We start from the raw sequence: 18,792 nt of genomic DNA, 5'->3' as shown, positions 1-18,792 counted from the left end.
GCAGGCATTCGACGTGACGTCGCATCTTCGCTACGTCCGCCGAATGTTGAGACCCGGCTGTCGTACGGTGTAGTCATTGCGGTACAAGCTCTGAACTGGCCTGTTTCCCGCTGACTGTCGCGTTAGAGTAACAATCTCAACTGGCGCCGCAATAGTTGTGGTATTTACCCCACAATAAAAATCGCAGTGCGGCAGCCGCTGGCCGCTCGATATACCTCCCGTTTCAAAATTAAACAACTGAATTGCATAAGAAACTATGTGCACTTGTCGCTGATAAAACGCGCTTCTTCTTTGTGAAATGTTTCCAGAACCCGAGCTTCGCCTGCCGAAAAAGCTCTGACATTTGCGCAAAATTTCGGCGCGCGCCGCACCGCTGTTGCAAGATCACAACACTCAATACCGACTGCAATGCAGCTATTTTTCAGTGGCTTTTTCTGACGGAACGCTGAATCCGAATTCGATGGTCAGCCCCGCCGTATCGACAGTGAAGCCGCGGCTCATACGCGGCCGGTAAACGTAACCGGCCAAGCCTTCTTTGATTCGAGCTTCAATACGCGGGTGTCGGTCAGGGCTGATTTCCAGCAAGGCGATATTCGATAAGCGGCCGCGTCTGTTGACGGAAAAACTGACCTTGATGCGGCCGTCCGGCAACCAGCCGTCATCGAGCATGCGTCCTGGCTCGAGGAGCACAAGACCATCGACATTAATCGGCGGCTGCCAGATCAGCGTAGTGGACTCCAGATCGGCCGCGCGGCGAGATAGTCCGGCAGGATCGGCTGTCAGCAACTTCCATGCCTCGCTATATGCTTGTCTTGCCTCGCTGAAATTTCCAGCAACAGAATAGAAATCGCCCAGTGCGAGACTCGCGCGGTATTTCTGTTGCCAATGCAAGCCATCATCCGAATAGGCAACCTCGATTGCCTCGCGCAAAGCCAGCTCAGCATCCGTCAGCAACTTCCTGTCAGGCAGTTCGTCCTGACTGGATGCGTCAACGTATGCCTGCAGATACTCGCTGAGAAAACTTTCACCCGTTCTGACATAGGGCTCCACCCACCCAGGCTCACCGGCCGCGCCGGCCTCAATAGCACGAGCATAGGCAGCACGCTCCATACCCGGCATGTCAATGAGCCGGTACAACCCACCTTGCCGCACCCACAACTCGCGCGCAGCGATCACCGGGGTCGCAGCGTGCCGCTCAATCAACACGCCGAGGCGGGTAGCCATAGCCTCCGACTTTTTCGTGTCGCCCAGCACCGCGTATGCCTGTCCGAGTTGCTCAATCGCATCGACTTGTGCAATGTGATGAGGGCCATCGTTGACCTGCCTGACGTGCACTGCGCGAGCAAAAAAATCCAGCGCGAGATCCGGCCGGCCGTCACTCAAGAGTGTTTCACCAAGCCCCAATAACGGACGCTCGAGGGCGATATTCATTCGGTCCGTGCGGGCCTCAATCGCGCTGACCGCCGTTTCGTAGTTAAGCTGTGCGGCAGAATAATTGCCAGCCAGCCGCTGGGCTGACGCGAGATCGCTGTACAGTGTCGCCGTCGACAATGCGTCCCGGTTACCGGCATCCAGAGCACGCGCAAGTTGCATTTTCGCAATGACCGCTGCTTCATCATAGGATTGCTGAGCGATAGCCCCGTCATAGGCATTTCGATAAGAATCATCATCCACTGACTGGGCACTGCCGCGCGCTGCCACAATCAATACGGCGCTCAACAGAATGTAGCAATTGACCTGCGTAAGAGAACGACTCATGTATTGTCCAATGTCGGTCGCATGGCGTCGCGAGCTGCGATTTAGCTATTGACCCGCCACGGCGAGCAAGTTCCGCACTGATTCGCCGACTGAAAAATCCGATCCGGACTGAATTCCGGCTATATCCATTCTGCGCAGGGCTAGCGGTTCGTGGCAACCTCCCAGGCACCAGGGCGGCGCTCAGACTGGTCTGCCGGAAACACCTGAACGTGTGCCATCTACCCGCCGCCCGCGTGAGAACCGGCAGCCACACCGACGGACCGGACTCCGGGCGACGCCGGGTTCGACCAAGACGTCAACCCCACCGCGTAGAATCGGCTGGCGACGCGCATCGCACAAAAAAAGGCCCGGCAATGCCGGGCCAGAACTGTCGTGGCCGGGGGGAAGCGGCCCAAACAGAGGGGGAGATTCTCAGGCAGCTGTCCGCTGCTCGTCTGCAATGGCATTGTTGGCGAGCCAGTTCTCAAGATCATCAGCACCGCCAACTTTGTCACCATTGATAAACACCTGCGGCAAACTCGTCGCGTCTGCTACGGCACGCAAGCCTCGGTCCGTGTACTGTTCGTTCAGTTCCAGAACCTCGAATGCGATTCCTGCGTCACGCAACAAGCCTTTGGCGCGTGCGCAGTGCGGGCAACCTTTCCGCGAGAACACCGCCACATCCAGTGGCTTCGCAGAGTTCGGCGCAAGATACTCGAGCATGGTGTCGGCATCGGAAACACCGTAGGGGTCGCCCGGCTTTTCCGGCTCGATGAACATCTTCTCTACGACACCGTCTTTCACCAGCATCGAATAGCGCCATGAGCGCTTGCCAAAGCCAAGGTCTTCTTTCCCGACCAACATGCCCATGCCATCCGTGAACTCGCCGTTGCCATCAGGCAAGAACACAACGTTCTCGGCCTTTTGTGCTTCCTTCCATTCGTTCATTACAAATGCGTCGTTGACTGAAATACAGGCCACGGTATCGACGCCCAGCTGACGGAAGCGATCCGTGAGCTGATCAAAACGCGGCACGTGCGACGATGAACAAGTGGGGGTAAAGGCACCTGGCAGTGAAAATACCACCACGGTCTTGCCGGCGAATACGTCGTCAGTGCTGACATTTACCCAGTCGTGATCTACACGAGTGCGAAACTGTGTCTTCGGTACTCGTTGCCCTTCGCGATTCTCTAACATTATGTGTTACTCCATTATCAAGAATTTGTTTACGTAAAAATTCAGTCTTCCAGCATGCTGCGCAGCATCCACGCCGTTTTCTCGTGTACCTGCATCCGCTGCGTCAGGAGATCCAGAGTCGGCTCGTCGCTCGCCTCATCGGCGGCCGTCACCGCAGCACGCGCTGTGCGGACAACAGTTTCCTGACCGATCACCAGCTGCCTGATCATCTCATCGGCACTTTCGCCACCTTTGGCCTCTTCCACTGTCGCCAGCTTCGAGAATTCCGCGTAGCTGCCCGGTGCCGGCAATCCCAGCGCCCGAATTCGCTCGGCAATCTGATCGACCGCCAGTGCCAGCTCGGTGTATTGCTCCTCCGTCATCAGGTGCAGCGTATTGAACTGCGGCCCGGTGACATTCCAGTGAAAATTGTGGGTTTTCAGGTACAGCGTGTACGTGTCCGCCAGCAGTTTCGCCAGCTGACCCGCTATCGCCTGCCGGGATTCTTCGCTAATACCTATGTTGACGCGCATTTTTCTACTCCGGTGTGTTTCGATGGGTACAGGGTAGTTGCAACCATCAAATAAATAAAATAGATTATTCACTAGACTCTGATCGGTTTTATAGATGATGAAATTCCCCACCACCAAACAACTGCGTTATTTCGTTGCCTTAGCCGAACATCAGCACTTTGGCCGGGCAGCGGAAGCCTGCTTCGTGTCCCAGTCCGCCTTCAGCAGCGCGATACAGGAGCTGGAGAACCTGCTGGAAACGCAGCTTGTTGATCGCACCAACAGGCAGGTAACCATCACCTCGACGGGACAGGACGTTGAGGTGCAGGCACGACTGGTACTCAGAGATATCGAAGCATTGGTTGAAATTGCCGGCGAGCGGCGCGAGCCGTTAACAGGCGACCTGCGTCTTGGGGTAATCCCGACAATCGCGCCGTTTATGCTGCCAACGGTGATGCCGGCGCTGCGCAAAGCCTACCCGAAACTTACACTCTATCTGCACGAAGGTCAGACGCAGGTCATACACGAAAAGCTGCTTGATGGTGAACTGGATGTGCTCCTGCTGGCATTGCCCTATGAGCTACGCAGCGTCGAGACGCTGAACCTGTTTGAGGACCGGTTCTACCTCGCCTACCGGGAGGGCACCGAACGGGTCGATCCGGAACGCTATCGTTACAGCCGGTTGCACGCAGACAGCATATTGCTGCTGGAAGATGGGCACTGCCTGCGCGATCACGCACTGGCGGCTTGCCGCATACGCGATTCAGCAAAAATCCGCCGCTTCGCGGCGTCGAGCCTGCTGACCCTGGTCGAAATGGTCGATGCCGATCTCGGCATTACGTTTCTCCCTGAGATGGCGAAGGATTCCGTGATACTTCGAAACACAAGAGTTCGGATGCATGCCGTCGGCGAGAAAAGCAGCCGCACAATCGGTCTGGCGTGGCGCAAGGGCAGCGCGCGAAGCGATGAGTTTCATATGCTCGGCGAGTTTCTTCGCAAACACGGTCAACGCTAAAACTGCCGTTTCAGCGTCAGACGCGTTCGTGGGACTGGCACCTGCGGATTGAACCCGACACAATGTACGAACATCGCTTGGTCGATGAAGCTATTTTCCTTGCAGGAAGCACTCATCATCTGCACACACTGCATAAGCACTGACGCAGGGTCCCGCCGCATGGCCCTGCCATCGTGAACAACGCCGACGCTCTGGATCGGCAGGCCCGTCGCAACAACCGACGCCGATTCCTGCTCGGACTGGCCGTGTTATTGCTCGTGATTATCGGCGCAAGTTTTCTGCCGCTGGCCGCCTGGCTGGAATCGGCAAGGACCTGGGTGGATTCACACCTGTTGCTGGGAGCCTTGTTGTTTGCCGGCGTATTTATCATTCTGACCGTTGCGATGGTACCCGGCTCGCTGCTGATGGCCAGTGCAGGCTACCTGTTCGGGCTGCCCGTTGGGTTGCCACTGGCATCGGTTTGTATCGGCTGCGGTGCCGGACTTGCGGCACTGGTCTATCGAACATTTGCCCGCGAATGGCTATGGCAGCGATTCAATACGGACCCACGTTTCGTCACTATTGATGAAGCAGTCGCCAGGAAAGGCTTTCTGATCGTACTGCTGACTCGCCTGTCACTCCTTATGCCGTTCAACCTGCTGAACATTATCTACGGACTCAGTCGAATCCCTTTGCCAACCATGGCCATGGCAACCTGGATCGGAATGACCCCCGCCGTGTTGCTTTATACCTATCTGGGCAGTATCGCCGCCAACGTAGAACAGCTGATGTCGCAGGAGTTCGCGAATCCGTGGGCGAGCCGCGCTGTACTGATTAGCGGCATCCTTGTGGTCGTTGCCGCTACCTGGGTGGTTCACCGAACCGCGACGGCCGCCTTGCGCGCGGAACTTGAGCAGTAACCCTCTGGCCACCGCCGAACATCCAGATCAGCGCCGGATGCGGAGGTGTATCAAGCTTTTTGCGGATAGTCCGGCTTGCCCTCGGGATGTCCCAGCACTACGCGCCACAAGGTAATCCACGGCGGGCTGAGCAAGAGGCTGACGGCAATCACAGCGATCATGATTCGATAATCATCCTGACCGATCACACCGGCATACAGCCCCACAGAAATCAACACGAAACTGAATTCGCCGATCTGCGACAACAACGCGCCGGCATACCAGCTGCGCCGGACCGACGAACCAAGGCTACGTAACACCGCCGCGTTTATCGCCGTGTTAATACCGACTATGGCCGCAACCAGCACGCCAACTTCGACCAGATTTTCGGAAATGAATGGCAACTCGATGAGCATGCCAACAGAGACAAAAAATACCGCGACGAACACGACCCGGAACGGCTCCAGGCTGCGGTGCACCCAGTCCGTCTCGCGGGCTGAACTGACGATGAGCCCGGCTACAAATGCGCCTAACACTGTTGATAACTGCAGCAGACCGGAAAGCAATGCCAGGCCAAAGCACAGGAACAACGCGGCGAATACCTGCAGTTCGTGATCAGCCCGCAAGTATTTCGCGAACGGTAAGTGCACACGTTCCTGACAGACGACCCAGCTCGTCAGTCCCAGCAAGACAGCCGCGCCGACAATCTGCGCACCCAATGTCGGTAAATCAGTGCTCTCGCCGCTCATCAGGCCGATCGTAATCAGCATAGGTACCAGCACCAGGTCTTGCGCAAGCAGGATCACCAGCACATTCTGGCCCGTCTGCGTCCCCAACTCGTGCCAGTCTTTCAGCAACTTAAGCACTATCGCGGTCGAACTAAGACTGATCACAAAGGCGGTGAGAATGATGCGCGACCACGACCAGTCGAAGAAGATACCGATTAACCAGACCGCCGCAATGCTGGCCGCCAGTTGAAACAGGACGCCGCCAACTGCGATCCTCCAGCGTCCTAGCAGATGCCGCGGTGAGGCTTCCATTCCCACGAAGAACAGCAGCATGATCAGTCCGAACGAACCCAGGCGGCTGATAGTGTCGATATCGGTCAACAAGCCGAGGCCGTGAGGTCCGATGGCGACACCCGCCAGCAGATAACCCACGATCTGCGGTTGTCCGACAGCCCGCAAGGCCAGAGCAACCAGAATAATCGCGAAAATCACAGCCACGATCACTGGCAAGGCCGCGTCGATATGCATGCTGTCTTTAACTCCCGGTACAACGAAAAACTGCACGTATCATACCCGCTGCAAAGCCTGCGCTGCTGCTTGCATGGCCGCAAACGGGTATTATCATGGTTTGCACGAACGACTTTCGGCACACCTGCCGGTTCGGGCAGCGACGGGTTGCGAATCATGCCTATGCCGATCACCACGAATTTTCCGGCCTGAAGCTGGCATGTCACAACACGTCGTTTTCGTCGCACCTTACCTGATGGACGCGACCTTGCGCTTCGTTCGTGGCGCGACGCAGATTGCCGATATCAAACTCTCGCTGGTCACGCAGGACCCGGCCGACAAATTACCCGATGGCATACGCACGCGGCTCGCGGCGCATTGGCGCGTCGACGACGCCATGGATCCACAGCAGCTTGTCGCAGCTGTCCGCCAGCTTGAAGCGTCACTGGGTCACGTCAGGCACCTCATCGCAACACTCGAACAACTACAGGTCCCACTTGCAGCAGCTCGCGCCACGCTCGGCTTGCCGGGGCTCAGTGTCGACGCCGCCCGCAACTTTCGCGACAAATCGCGCATGAAGAACGTCCTTCGGGAAGCCCATCTGCCGTGCGCCAGACATGCGCTGGTCAGCAGCCATCATTCGGCGCACGACTTTGCAGCAACGGTCGGCTTCCCTCTGGTCGTCAAACCACCTGCAGGTGCCGGAGGAAAAAGCACCTTCCGCCTCGATCAGCACCATGACCTCGCAACGTTTCTCGAGCGTTACCCGCCAAATGCGGAGCAACCGGCATTGTTCGAAGAATTCGTACGCGGTACGGAATACTCATTCGACAGCGTGGTCATCGACGGTGAACCCATCTGGCATTCGATATCCCGTTACATGCCATCGCCGCTGACCGTCTTGGAGAACGCGTGGATCCAGTGGTGCGTGATCTTGCCGCGAGACATCAGCGGCAACGAGTTTGACCCGATCCGCCATGCCGGGTTCGCCGCGGTTACTGCCCTGGGTCTGCGCACGGGCCTGAGTCACATGGAATGGTTTCAACTTCCTGACGGGCGCATCGCCATCTCGGAAGTCGGCGCCCGACCACCCGGCGCGCAGTTCACGTCGCTGTTATCGTATGCGCATGACATCGATTTCTACCGAGCCTGGCCAAAACTGATGGTATCCGCGACTTTTTCACCGCCACCACGGCAATACGCCGCGGGCGCCGCCTACATACGTGGTCAGGGCCGGGGGCGCATTCGGCGTATCCACGGCCTGGATGAAGCGCAACGCCGCTTCGGCTCGTTGCTGGTCGAGGCGAAACTGCCACAGGACGGCCAGTCGCCCTCCGACAGTTACGAAGGCGATGGCTATATCATTGTCCGGCACCCGGAGACCGCTGTTGTTGAAAATGCATTGCAGGAAATCGTGAAAATTATTCACGTAGAGCTTGCTTGATAACTGCCATGCCTACCCGACTGTTACTTGGACCACAACGCCCCATACGCAACATTGGCGAGGCTATCCGCAGCGCCGGCCTTCCTGATGGCAGAATGGCGGTCATTTCCGCTGGTTGGCAAGAGGCCGAAGGCGATATAGACGACGTGCGGGAATTGATTCAGCGGCCTTTGATCGACCTGCAACTCTACAAACGCGCCGAAGCACTGTTCCCTACTGACGATAAGTTGCGTACAGCGTATCGGCAGCGTCAGGATCGGCTGAAAGAGCTGCAAGGTCTTTACCAGATTCGCCTGAAGCAATTGATACTCGCCGCCCGACAAATCCTGCGTGCAAGTGGCGACGCCGAGATGATCACCGTCGAACTTCGTCACGCCGTGTCTCAGCTACGTGCACTGGACCGACACCATTTGCGCCGGGTACAGGCCATTAACACGGAATTCGAAGCAGAACACCCGCTGCAGGATACGGCGTTGTTGGCGGAGCAGTTTGCGCAAATTGATAAAATACTGAGTGACTGCGAAACCGTCGTCATCACCGGCGGCAACGCATTGGTGTTGCTGAACAGACTGCGCTTGTTCGGCACTCATCTGCAGCTGGAATCCAAAAACATCGTCGCCTGGTCGGCCGGCGCGATGGTGTTGAGTGACAAGATTGTCCTGTTTCACGACCGCTTGCCGCAAGGCCGACGCGGCGCGGAAGTGCTTGGACCCGGCACTGGATTGCTGCCCGGCTATGTTTTCATGCCGGATGCCCAGCGACGACTGCGCACGAAAGACGAGGTGCGGGTCGGCCTGATGAGCCGCCGATTCTCGCCGGCGACCTGTATTACTCTCGATAGCGGTGCGCAGCTGCATTTTTCCGGACGCAAACTAAAACGCAGCGAACTGGCAAAGCGAATGACAGACGATGGCTTACTGGAAAGTCCGGAACTGCAATGAACGCCGCGCTGACGACACTGCTTAAGTCCAATCCATCGGCAAGCGCGATTGATACTTTCGTCGAACGCTCCGCCTTCCCACTCGTTGAAGGCGACAACATCACGTTCGTATACCGCGGCGATGTGCACGCGGTGTTCCTGCGATGCTGGATCGCCGGTCTGGATACGGCGCAACCACTGCAACGTCAGCCAGGCACCGACCTGTGGGCAACAACAATCGAATTGCCCGCCGGTTCCCGCATCGAGTACAAGTTTGAAGTTGAGAAAAGCGGCAATCGCGAGCTCATCCTTGACCCACTGAATGCAATTCGCGCCCACGACCCGTTCGGTGCCAATTCAGTTTGCCAGGGCGCCGGTTATCGCAGACCGCAATGGACATTGCACGACGACCATGCGCGTAGCGGCACACTGCAAACACATAACGTTCACAGCACCGCACTCAACTCAAGCAGAGAAGTTCACGTGTACCTTCCGGCCCGCTTCCGCAACAACCGTCGGTATCCGCTATTGATTGTGCACGATGGGGTCGACTACCTGAAATACGCTGACCTGAAAATTGTTCTCGACAATCTGATACAGGCTCTGGAAATCCCACAGATGATCGTGGCACTCGTGCAGTCGCCGGACCGGCTGAAGGAATATGCCGGGAACGATCAACACGCGAAGTTTGTCGCCGAAGAACTGTTACCGTACATGACTGAGCATTTCCCCTTGCAGGATGACGCTGCTGCGCGCGGCCTGATGGGCGCCAGCTTCGGTGGTGTCGCGGCACTACATGCCGCCTGGCGGTACCCTGGAGTGTTCGGACGGCTGTTGCTGCAGTCGGGCTCATTTGCATTCAGCGATCTTGGCCGACACAAACGCGGTCCGATTTTTGATCCGGTGGTGAGATTCATCAACGAATTTCGCGAACGACCTGGCTGCCCTGCTGACAAGATCTATATGAGCTGTGGTATCTATGAGTCACTCATCTACGAGAATCGCTCGCTGGTGCCGCGTTTGCAACAACAAGGAATCGATGTCCGTTTCGAAGAAGCACGCGACGCGCACAATTGGGAAAACTGGCGGGACCGACAACGCAACGGGCTGTCATGGTTGTTTCCAGGACCGGTATGGATGGTATACGAATAACACGCACGAACCTCTTCAACACAGACGGCCCACCATCACTTTGGTGAGTGAGCATTGGCAAGGAGCATGACCGTGGCAAACATCACACGTCGTATCGGACTCTCACTGGGCGCGGACATTTGCTGGCCAATTTGCTATGAAGCCCTGATCAAAGAACTGGATCTTGACGTCCCGCACGGCAAGGATCGTTTGCAGTTCGAAGTTGACCGGGTGTACATCGAGCCGTTCAACCTGCAACAACCTTGCCAGTACGATGTTGTTGTCGATCGCTTGACGCATTGGTATCACACCTCCCGTGAATGGATAAAGAAATCCATCGTGATGGACGACCTGTACGTCTTCAACAACCCATGGACGCTGCAGTCCATGGAGAAACACACCACCTACGCCGCGATGATGCGGCTCGGCTTCCCAATCCCGCCTACCTGGATGATCCCGCCGAAAGAGTACACCGAATCAGCAGACTTGCAGGCAACCTTAAAGCAGTACGCCAAATTGTTCGATCTGGGCGCTATTGGCGACAGCATAGGCTACCCACAATTCATGAAGCCTTATGACGGTGGTGCATGGGTCGGCGTTACCGCCATCACAGACCGCACGGCGTTGCAGGAAGCTTACGAACATAGCGGTACCCGGCTGATGCACTTGCAACAAGGCGTGCCAAATTACGATGCCTTTGTTCGTTGTATTGGCCTGGGTCCGCAATGGCTATGTGTTAACTACAACCCGGAGGCACCGCTTCACGATCGCTACCGGATGGACGTCGACTTCCTGTCGACCCAGGATGAAAACCAGCTGGCCAACATGACCATGGTGATCAACGCGTTCTTTGGTTGGGATTTCAACTCCTGTGAATCGTTGCGCAGTAACGGCGTTTGGCATCCTATCGATTTTGCCAATGCCTGCCCCGACTCACAGGTTACCTCTCTGCACTTCCACTTCCCCTGGCTGATAAAGGCCAACCTCCGTTGGTCATTATTTTGTGCAGCGACAAAGCGAAAGTTAAACACCGACCTCAACTGGCAGGCCTATTACAAAATTGCGGATAAAGACATTCCGTTCGACGAAAAACTGGCAGGTTACGTCGCCATTGCGGAGAATCGCTTCAGTGCTGATGAATTCTACGAATTTTGTGACAAGCACCTAGGTCACCTGGATGAGGTTGCGCTGGCTTTCTTCGGCACCGAAACTGTACGCGACGCAATACGAAAGAAAGTCAGCGCGTTGTACCCGGAACACGAGATTGATGAATTCACCGAGCTGTTCTGGAGTCGCATACAAAGCTGGCGGCAAGGTGAAGGCGTCGCGGCATGAGCGCCAAAGAAACATTCCGTTGGTACTCTCCGCGAATCGAGCGCGAGGTACAACTGGTTCGCTGGGGCAATTACGGCACACCGGTACTACTGTTCCCGACCGCCGGTGGCGATGCTGAAGAGATCGAACGCTTTCATTTGATCCGCGCACTTCAGCCACTACTTGATGCAGGCCGAATTAAGGTTTACTCGACCGATTCCGTGGCAGGACGAGCGTGGATCTCTGGCAATGAATCAGCCGAGTACTGTTCGCGACTGCAGAATTTGTTTGACGCGTTTATCTATCAGGAGGTGACGCCCGCCATTCGCAAGGACTGCGCCACTGAGAACATCGAAATCGTTGCGGCAGGCGCATCGATCGGAGCATTCAACGCCGTCGCAACGGTTTGCAGACACCCTGATGCCTACAAGCTCGCGATCGCCATGAGCGGCACCTACGACCTGTCGAAGTACCTTGAAGGACGATTCAATCAGGATTTTTACTTCTCGTCCCCACTGCACTATTTGCCCGATCTTGAGAATGAGCAACTCGAAACCTTGCGGAGCCGCTTGATTCTTCTTCCCACTGGCGAAGGAAACTACGAAGACATCGGCGAGTCCTGGCGCATGGCACGTGTGCTTGGCGCGAAAGGCATACCCAACCGCGTCGATCCCTGGGGCAGCACCTACCATCATGACTGGGTAACCTGGCGCGAGATGCTGCCGAAATACCTGGCAGAATTTGCCTGACGATTCAGTCAGCGTACAGGTGCAGCTCGCTGCCTACGGCATCGGCCATCGATAGCGTTTCCGCCAGATCCGGGTGGCGCAACATAACAAACCCGTCAGATACCAGGGTTTGCAACCAGTCACGCCGCGGGGTACCTGGTTGTGACAAGGCGTTCCAGACGACGTGCTCGCCGAACCGCTGTTGCAACTGCCCTGCACCTTCAATTCGCGAAATCCTGCCCATGCCTTGCGCACGTTTGTAGATCGTCGCGACGTTATATCGGCGCTCAATCGTCATCTCGAGTTGCCGCGAAGTCACAGACTGTCCCCAGACTCGAAATACGTCAAAGTCACAGGCGAACTTCATTTGATCAACCTGATGCGCCCCGGGCGGACGTGCACCGATCTCGCCGAAGACCACTTCCCCGTCTGCTTTCCGATACCACTCCATATGTGTAAAGCCACTGTCAAAGCCGAGCGCATTAATCACGTCATGACCCATCTTGATACCCGCTTGCAATTCGGGATTCGCAATATCGCGTAGCGCGATTACCTGCGGACTGATCCATTCATGACTACGCGCTATCAACGGTCGGGGCCGATACCATGCCACGTTGTAGTATGCGACTTCGTTGTCGATAGTGATGGTGTCGAATGTGTACTCTTCTCCGTCAATAAACTCCTCGACGCTGACCGTCGGCACGTGCCGTAACCGCGGCAATACAGCACGCAACTCGTCGCGACTTGCAACCCGATAAGTGTCTGCTGAACCTGCGCCGGCGATGGGTTTCAGGACCAATGGATAGCCAATCCTGTCCGCGGCTTCCCAGCACGCTGCAATACTGCTTACGGCAACGTGGTGAGGCGTGCGAATGCCAGCTGCGTCGAGCGCAAGCTTCATTGCTTCTTTATCCCGGAAGCGATGCGCCTGTTCCACCGTCAAACCGGCTACGCCGAATTGCTGGCGCAGTTCCGCGGCGAGCATGATGCCCGGCTCCCAAAGGCATTCGATACGATCCAGGGTATGACCGCGCAACTGGGCATGGATAGCAGCAATAACCTGCTGGCTGTCCCAGAGCGACGATACATGCACATATGCGGAGAGGCAGCGACGGACCTGTGGCGGAAGCTGCTCGGGCTGCTGATCCCCTACGCCAAATACATTGGCACCGCATTCCGCCAGCCCGCGCGTGAACTCGGGCATATCGGCCGGATATCCCGGCGACAGGATCAGCACGTTCATCGAATCACAGCCTTTGTTCGCAATGCGCGAAGCGGCGCCCGTAGTGTCGGGTTAGAATAGCACCTAAACAACAGCCATCGGACCCGACGTGCCCGCTACCCGCAAACTCAATATCTGCCTCGCCAGTTCCGAGGTCGCCCCGCTGGCCAAGACCGGCGGTCTCGCTGATGTCAGCGCGGCATTGTCAGCAACACTGCACGATGCCGGCCATGATGTTCGGCTCCTGATGCCGTATTACGACTCCATCGACACGCAGGCGCTCGACATTGCGCCGGTACAAGGGCTACAGGACATCGCAATTCGTATAGGCCATCGCGACGGGCATTTCTCAATCGACTCGACCACATTGCCCGGCTCGACGTTGACAATCTACTTGTTGCGATGTCCGGAGCTTTACGATCGTGGCAGCATCTATACCAACAGCGAAGATGAACACCTTCGATTCATCCTGCTATCGCGCGCAGCGATCGTCATGTGCCAGCACATGCAGTTCGCCCCGGACATCATGCATTGCCACGATTGGCACACGGCCTTGATTCCGCTCTACCTGAAAACCTACTACTCATGGGACAAGCTGTTCGCCAATACGCGCACAGTGTTAACCATACACAACATCGGTTATCAGGGCGTTTTCGGGGCCGGCATTATTGCTGACCTCGATCTCGGTGGATCGGTCAGTGAACTGCATCAGGACGATTTGGGCAACGGCCGCATCAATTTCCTGAAAACCGGTGTACTGCATGCGGACGTGCTGACCACGGTAAGTCCGACCTATGCCGAAGAGATCAAGACCGATGAGTACGGCATGGGGCTGCAGGATCTGCTGCGCGCGCGCAGTAGTACGCTGGTTGGCATACTGAACGGCGTTGACTACAACGACTGGAACCCGGCCACGGACGAGCGCATTGCCGCCACGTACTCAGCGCAGGACATGCGTGGCAAAGCCACTTGCAAGAAACAGTTGCAGTTAGACCTGGGGTTACCCGTGACGCCTGACCGGCCAATGATCGGTATCGTCACCCGGCTGGTCAGCCAGAAAGGCATCGATCTCGTCGACCAGGTCTTGCCCGCACTACTGGCTACACGCGATTTCTCGCTTGCCGTACTCGGTAGCGGCGAAGCGCACTACGAAGAGTTCTTCCAGTGGTTGCAACGCAAGTTCCCGGACAAGGTGTGCTTTTATCGTGGCTACAACGAACGTCTTGCACACGCGATTGAGGCAGGCAGTGACCTGTTCCTGATGCCATCGCTGTACGAGCCGTGCGGGCTCAACCAGATGTACAGCCTGAAGTACGGCACCGTACCCATAGTCCGGAAAACGGGTGGTCTGGCGGACTCGGTACAACTTATCGACCCTGAGAACGGCAGTGGCACCGGCATAGTTTTCAACAGCTACAACGAAGCGGCACTGACCTGGGCAATCAATACCGCACTGGACTTGTACCAGAACAAGCCACTCTGGCAACAGGTCGTACAGAATGGTATGGCACAAGATTTCTCCTGGGTTCGCCAGGCACAACTGTATACCGAACTGTTTCGCAAACTCGGTACATGACGTTGAACGTCATCTTCATCGAGCCGTCATTCCCTTTCAATCAACGGGAGTTTGTGCGTGCACTGTACAAAACCGGTGCACATGTTATTGGTATTGGTGAACGTCCCGCAGATTATCTCAGCGACGAATTGAAAACGTGGCTGGGCGACTATGTCCAGGTACGCTCGGTAGTACATGAACCCTCCCTGCTGGAGGCGGTACGCAGAATTCAGAAAGTGCTGTGGGTGGACCGGCTCGAAGCGACAGTTGAAGCGCACATCATGGCTGCTGCACATGTCCGCAAAGCGACCGGCATACCTGGAACCACAGTGGAGACCGCGTTTCTCTGCCGCGACAAGCCCGCCATGAAAGACGCATTGCGTGCAGCGGGTGTACCCTGCGCACAGTCGACGCGGGCGCGCAGCGCGCAGGACGCCTACGACTTCGCAGCCAGTACAGGCTACCCATTGATTATCAAGCCGCCAGCCGGGGCCGGTGCGTCAGCTACCTACAAGGTGAGGGAAGAAACACATCTGCAGCAGGTCATTCAGGAATGCGGCCTCGGCAATGGCGTCGAGGTCGCCATCGAAGAATTCATTGAAGGCCACGAAGGCTTCATCGATACTTTGACTATAAACGGCAACGTCACGCACGAATTTATTACGCACTACTACCCCAACGTCCTGGAAGCCATGCGGGAACGGTGGATATCACCGCAAATGATTACGACCAACCGTATCGCTGCGGAAGGCTACAACGAAGTTCGCGCCATGGCCCGTGAGGTCAACAAGATCCTGCGCATTGGTACATCGGCCACTCACATGGAGTGGTTCTATGGGCCCAAAGGCCTGAAGTTCTCCGAGATAGGCTGCCGACCGCCCGGCGTCGGTCAGTGGGACGTTTATAATGCCGCCAACGAATTCGACCTGTATTTCGAATGGGCTACAGCGATCGTCAACGGCAGACCACACAGCAAACCTTCACGCCGCTACGCCGCCGGCATGATCGCCTTGCGGCCGGAACGAGACGGCCACATCAATGGCTACTCGGGCGTGAATGACATCAGCGATCGCTACGGCGACTGCGTAGTCGCCGCGCATTTCCCGGAACCTGGCACCCCGACACAAGCCGTTGAAGCCGGTTACATGGCCAATGCATGGATGCGGGTCCGCCACCCGGACTACGATCAATTGCGCCGTATCATGAACGACATCGGCGAGACCATTACTGTCCACGCATCCTGAACACCATGGGGAACCGACCCGATATGCCGGATCTAGCCAAAGAGAAACAGGAATTCTCGCGACTGAAACCCAATCTGCGACGGGTTTGGGCGGACATCAAGGCGGATCCGATGTACGAACATACATCGGTCATCGTGCCGTCCCTTAGTGTTAATCAGGAAGAACTCGCTAAGGTAACCGGCGCATCGTATTACGAAGAGCGCCTGCTATTTGCGCTGATCCGGCTGCGCAACCCGAATGCACGGGTCATCTACGTCACCAGCCAGCCAGTGCATGCCGAAATTGTCGACTATTACCTGCAGATGCTGGAGGGCATACCGGTCAGCCACGCCCGGCAACGCTTGCACATGATGTCAGTCTATGACGCCAGTTCGCGCCCGTTAACGGCCAAGATACTGGAACGACCGCGCATGCTGGCTCGCTTGCGCAGTCGCATTGACGATGCCTCGCGCGCCTACCTGACCTGCTACAACTCCACCGACCTTGAACGGCGGCTCGCTGTCAGCCTGGGCATACCGCTGAATGGCGTTGATCCCGAGCTGCTGTCATTCGGCACCAAGAGCGGCAGTCGCAAGACTTTCACGGAAGCCGGTGTCAGACACCCCGCCGGTTATGAAGACCTGTACAACGAACAGGACATAGTCGATGCACTGCAGTCTCTGAAGTCGGCGCGACCGGGACTCCGGCGTGCAGTCGTCAAACTGAACGAAGGGTTTTCCGGTGAAGGAAACGGGCTCTTTGACTATCCCGATGACAACAGCACTGACGCTATTCGAACGGCACTGCATGCACTGCGCTTCTCATCGTTGAGCGAGTGCTACACAGAGTTCATTTGCAAATTTGCAATCATGGGCGGCATCGTTGAAGAAATGATCGACGCCCGTGAAGTACGTTCGCCCAGCGTGCAAATGCGCATCCACCCGGATGGGCAAAGCGCGATTGTTTCCAGCCATGAACAGGTTTTGGGCGGCTCAACCGGGCAGGTTTATCTCGGTTGTCGCTTCCCGGCCAGCAACGACTACCGTTCGCTGTTACAGGAAGAGGCAAACAAGATTGGCCGTACACTGAGCGAAAAAGGCGTGATAGGCCGGTTCGGCATCGACTTCCTGGTCTGTCGTGATGCGAATGGCCAGTGGCAATCGTACGCCATCGAAATCAATCTTCGAATGGGTGGCACGACGCCACCGTTTCATGCGCTTGAGTTCCTCACCGGCGGTCAACTGGATGAATCGAGCGGCCTTTTTCGTACGCCGAATCAGCAAACGAAATTCTACAGTGCGACGGACAATCTCAAGTCCGCTGAATACCGTGGCTTGCTGCCGGAAGACCTGTTCGAAATCATCACCCGGCACGGACTGAATTTTCGGCATACGACCGGCACCGGGGTGCTGTTTTACATGATTGGCGCGTTGTCGCAGTACGGCAAGATCGGCATGACGGCGATCGGGGACAGCGCAGCTGACGCTCAGGACTTGTTTGAGAGAACCACGGCGTTGCTGGACGCGCAGACCGGAGACGCCGGTCATGGCGAAGCCTCACCAATTTTCGATCGCTACCTGAGTATGGAATAGTCAGGGATCCGGGCCGTACCGGATTTACCGTACAAGCGGGTGCGCAGCCACCCTGACGAGCAGTGCATGACCCTCTTGCAAACAACCTGGAAAACCCGGCTGGGATGGATCAGGCCGCAACGACGCTTCATGTTGTGGCTGCCCGGTGAGTTCAGGCGATTCGCGCGCCGGCCCGGTTATTCCACGTTGAAATCGAAATACGTATCCGGGTATGGCTCGTTTGCCAGCGTGTAGTGCCACCACTCGTTGGCATACGGCAAGAAGCCGTGACGCACCATCGTTTGCCGCAATAATTCTCGATTGGCGGTGGCTGTACTGTCGACCAGCGGCGAATCATGGTGCGAGACTTCACCGAAGAAATCCCATGGACTGCCCATATCGAGTTCTTCGCCGCTGGCCAGATTGACGACGGTCAGGTCCAGTGTGCTGCCGCGCGTATGCCCGGATTTGCGCGCAATATAGCCTAACTCGAACAAACGATCCTTCGGCAGGTCCGGGTAGTAAGTTTGCTTCGTCAAACGGTCAGCAGGATTCTCGGACCAGCGGACGAAATGATTCACCGCCTTTTGTGGCCGGTAGCCATCAAAAATCTTCAGGCCAAAACCTTGTTGCCGCAGATCGTCTTGTACCTTCGATAGCGCAGCAGCAGCCGGCTTGCTGATCAGGATCACATCGCGGTGATAACCATCCACCACAGTGCCCATGAAGTTGTCGTTGGAGTGATAGCGCACATCAAGAATCACGTCCGGGATAACGTCATGCACGTAAACAAAACCATCGCGCCCGTCATCCTGACGAACGGATTGTTGACTGCAACCGTAGGCGGATGCGAACAGAACACAGGCCAGGAGTACGACATTGAAGTTTTTCATTTGCCATCCATTGTTAGAAGCCAAGGCTGTAAGAATACGAAGTGACTGCTACCATCATCTCAGCGCAATACTGCGCGAGGATCAAGGTTGTTCTTGTTCAGACCGTGCGCCGGCAGCCGGCAGCCCAACCATGTCAACTGAGCCGATTGGGCTTTTACAGTGACAGGCGGGTCGGATTTCAGCGTGCGTCAGTATAGAGCAAAATCGCATTTTTCAAATTACCGTTTCAGCATGGCGCA

16 protein-coding genes are annotated in these 18,792 nt (G+C 56.5%); 10 read left to right on the top strand and 6 right to left on the bottom strand.

The genetic code is table 11. From position 1 onward, the window contains the following. Positions 1-414: 414 nt before the first annotated feature. The 3 genes from BA177_RS04725 to BA177_RS04715 form a co-directional block, all read right to left on the bottom strand. Positions 415-1,758: a tetratricopeptide repeat protein gene (locus BA177_RS04725; protein ID WP_068613539.1), complete on the bottom strand. Its 1,344-nt coding sequence runs from the start codon at positions 1,756-1,758 to the stop codon at positions 415-417. Between the two features lie 411 nt (positions 1,759-2,169). Continuing rightward, positions 2,170-2,934: a glutathione peroxidase gene (locus BA177_RS04720; protein WP_068613536.1), complete on the bottom strand. Its 765-nt coding sequence runs from the start codon at positions 2,932-2,934 to the stop codon at positions 2,170-2,172. 41 nt (positions 2,935-2,975) lie between these two features. Then, a complete protein-coding gene (locus BA177_RS04715; RefSeq protein WP_068613534.1) occupies positions 2,976-3,446 on the bottom strand; it encodes a Dps family protein in 471 nt (156 codons plus the stop codon). A gap of 94 nt (positions 3,447-3,540) precedes the next feature. Between BA177_RS04715 and BA177_RS04710 the strand changes: the two genes are divergently transcribed. Together BA177_RS04710 and BA177_RS04705 are read left to right on the top strand one after the other, a co-directional pair. Beyond that, positions 3,541-4,440 carry a LysR substrate-binding domain-containing protein gene (locus BA177_RS04710; protein WP_197493338.1) on the top strand — a complete coding sequence of 300 codons (900 nt, stop codon included), beginning with the start codon at positions 3,541-3,543 and terminating at the stop codon, positions 4,438-4,440. Between the two features lie 173 nt (positions 4,441-4,613). After that, positions 4,614-5,339 (top strand): TVP38/TMEM64 family protein, encoded by a 726-nt coding sequence (locus tag BA177_RS04705; RefSeq protein WP_082989875.1) that lies wholly within the window; start codon positions 4,614-4,616, stop codon positions 5,337-5,339. Between the two features lie 50 nt (positions 5,340-5,389). Here the strand turns inward: BA177_RS04705 and BA177_RS04700 are convergent, their stop codons facing one another. Next, positions 5,390-6,574, bottom strand: a complete 1,185-nt coding sequence (locus tag BA177_RS04700; protein ID WP_068613531.1) for a cation:proton antiporter domain-containing protein — start codon at positions 6,572-6,574, stop codon at positions 5,390-5,392. 199 nt (positions 6,575-6,773) lie between these two features. Between BA177_RS04700 and BA177_RS04690 the strand changes: the two genes are divergently transcribed. The 5 genes from BA177_RS04690 to BA177_RS04670 all read left to right on the top strand — a co-directional run bounded on the left by BA177_RS04690 (position 6,774) and on the right by BA177_RS04670 (position 12,110). Beyond that, positions 6,774-7,997, top strand: a complete 1,224-nt coding sequence (locus tag BA177_RS04690) for an ATP-grasp domain-containing protein (RefSeq protein WP_068613525.1) — start codon at positions 6,774-6,776, stop codon at positions 7,995-7,997. 8 nt (positions 7,998-8,005) lie between these two features. Next, positions 8,006-8,938, top strand: coding sequence for a Type 1 glutamine amidotransferase-like domain-containing protein (locus BA177_RS04685; protein ID WP_156762699.1), 933 nt, complete (start codon positions 8,006-8,008; stop codon positions 8,936-8,938). Next, entirely contained in the window at positions 8,935-10,068 is a 1,134-nt protein-coding gene (locus BA177_RS04680; protein WP_068613518.1) for an alpha/beta hydrolase-fold protein, read from the top strand. The genes BA177_RS04685 and BA177_RS04680 overlap by 4 nt, the downstream gene beginning before the upstream one ends. 72 nt (positions 10,069-10,140) lie before the next feature. After that, positions 10,141-11,382 carry an ATP-grasp domain-containing protein gene (locus BA177_RS04675; protein ID WP_068618907.1) on the top strand — a complete coding sequence of 414 codons (1,242 nt, stop codon included), beginning with the start codon at positions 10,141-10,143 and terminating at the stop codon, positions 11,380-11,382. Beyond that, entirely contained in the window at positions 11,379-12,110 is a 732-nt protein-coding gene (locus BA177_RS04670) for an esterase family protein (RefSeq protein ID WP_068613516.1), read from the top strand. The genes BA177_RS04675 and BA177_RS04670 overlap by 4 nt, the downstream gene beginning before the upstream one ends. A 4-nt stretch (positions 12,111-12,114) precedes the next feature. On the opposite strand, the gene BA177_RS04665 is transcribed toward BA177_RS04670, so the two are convergent. Beyond that, positions 12,115-13,332: an ATP-grasp domain-containing protein gene (locus BA177_RS04665; protein ID WP_068613512.1), complete on the bottom strand. Its 1,218-nt coding sequence runs from the start codon at positions 13,330-13,332 to the stop codon at positions 12,115-12,117. 88 nt (positions 13,333-13,420) lie between these two features. Between BA177_RS04665 and glgA the strand changes: the two genes are divergently transcribed. Genes glgA through BA177_RS04650 form a run of 3 tightly spaced genes read left to right on the top strand, consistent with a single transcriptional unit; the run spans position 13,421 to position 17,681 of the window. Further along, positions 13,421-14,887, top strand: coding sequence for a glycogen synthase GlgA (gene glgA / locus BA177_RS04660; protein WP_068613509.1), 1,467 nt, complete (start codon positions 13,421-13,423; stop codon positions 14,885-14,887). After that, entirely contained in the window at positions 14,884-16,110 is a 1,227-nt protein-coding gene (locus BA177_RS04655; protein WP_197493337.1) for an ATP-grasp domain-containing protein, read from the top strand. The genes glgA and BA177_RS04655 overlap by 4 nt, the downstream gene beginning before the upstream one ends. A 23-nt stretch (positions 16,111-16,133) precedes the next feature. Further along, positions 16,134-17,681 carry a peptide ligase PGM1-related protein gene (locus BA177_RS04650; protein ID WP_068618904.1) on the top strand — a complete coding sequence of 516 codons (1,548 nt, stop codon included), beginning with the start codon at positions 16,134-16,136 and terminating at the stop codon, positions 17,679-17,681. Positions 17,682-17,857: 176 nt separating this feature from the next. Here the strand turns inward: BA177_RS04650 and BA177_RS04645 are convergent, their stop codons facing one another. Beyond that, positions 17,858-18,553, bottom strand: coding sequence for a M15 family metallopeptidase (locus tag BA177_RS04645; protein ID WP_082989872.1), 696 nt, complete (start codon positions 18,551-18,553; stop codon positions 17,858-17,860). Positions 18,554-18,792: the final 239 nt, after the last annotated feature.

It is taken from the genome of Woeseia oceani, assembly GCF_001677435.1.
GTDB lineage: Bacteria > Pseudomonadota > Gammaproteobacteria > Steroidobacterales > Woeseiaceae > Woeseia > Woeseia oceani.
This window is presented reverse-complemented; position numbering and strand designations above follow the sequence as displayed.